This window comes from Enterobacter sp. RIT637, assembly GCF_019718755.1.
In the GTDB taxonomy this organism is placed as follows: Bacteria; Pseudomonadota; Gammaproteobacteria; order Enterobacterales; family Enterobacteriaceae; genus Enterobacter.
In genome coordinates this window covers 1-504 of sequence record NZ_JAIHAZ010000220.1, presented here as the reverse complement: position 1 = coordinate 504, position 504 = coordinate 1, and the positions used below count along the sequence as shown (strand labels likewise).

Here is a 504-nt window from a genome sequence, read left to right as displayed (position 1 = left end):
CGTCTGTTCTCCGTAATAAGAACAGGATGACGGTGTGTTCGAGTCTCTCAAATTTTCGCGACACGATGGTGTTTTACGAAACATCTTCGGGTTGTGAGGTTAAGCGACTAAGCGTACACGGTGGATGCCCTGGCAATCAGAGGCGATGAAGGGCGTGCTAATCTGCGATAAGCGTCGGCGAGGTGATATGAACCTTTGACCCGGCGATACCCGAATGGGGAAACCCAGTGTGTTCCGACACACTATCATGTCATGAATACATAGTGGCATGAGGCGAACCGGGGGAACTGAAACATCTAAGTACCCCGAGGAAAAGAAATCAACCGAGATTCCCCCAGTAGCGGCGAGCGAACGGGGAGGAGCCCAGAGTCTGAATCAGCGCGTGTGTTAGTGGAAGCGTCTGGAAAGTCGCACGATACAGGGTGATAGTCCCGTACACAAAAATGCACACGTTGTGAACTCGAAGAGTAGGGCGGGACACGTGGTATCCTGTCTGAATATGGG

The 504-nt window shown here is 52.0% G+C and carries 1 rRNA gene; it reads left to right on the top strand.

The features are described from left to right. Positions 1-97 precede the first annotated feature (97 nt). Positions 98-504, top strand: a 23S ribosomal RNA gene (locus K5E19_RS24115); the annotation flags it as partial.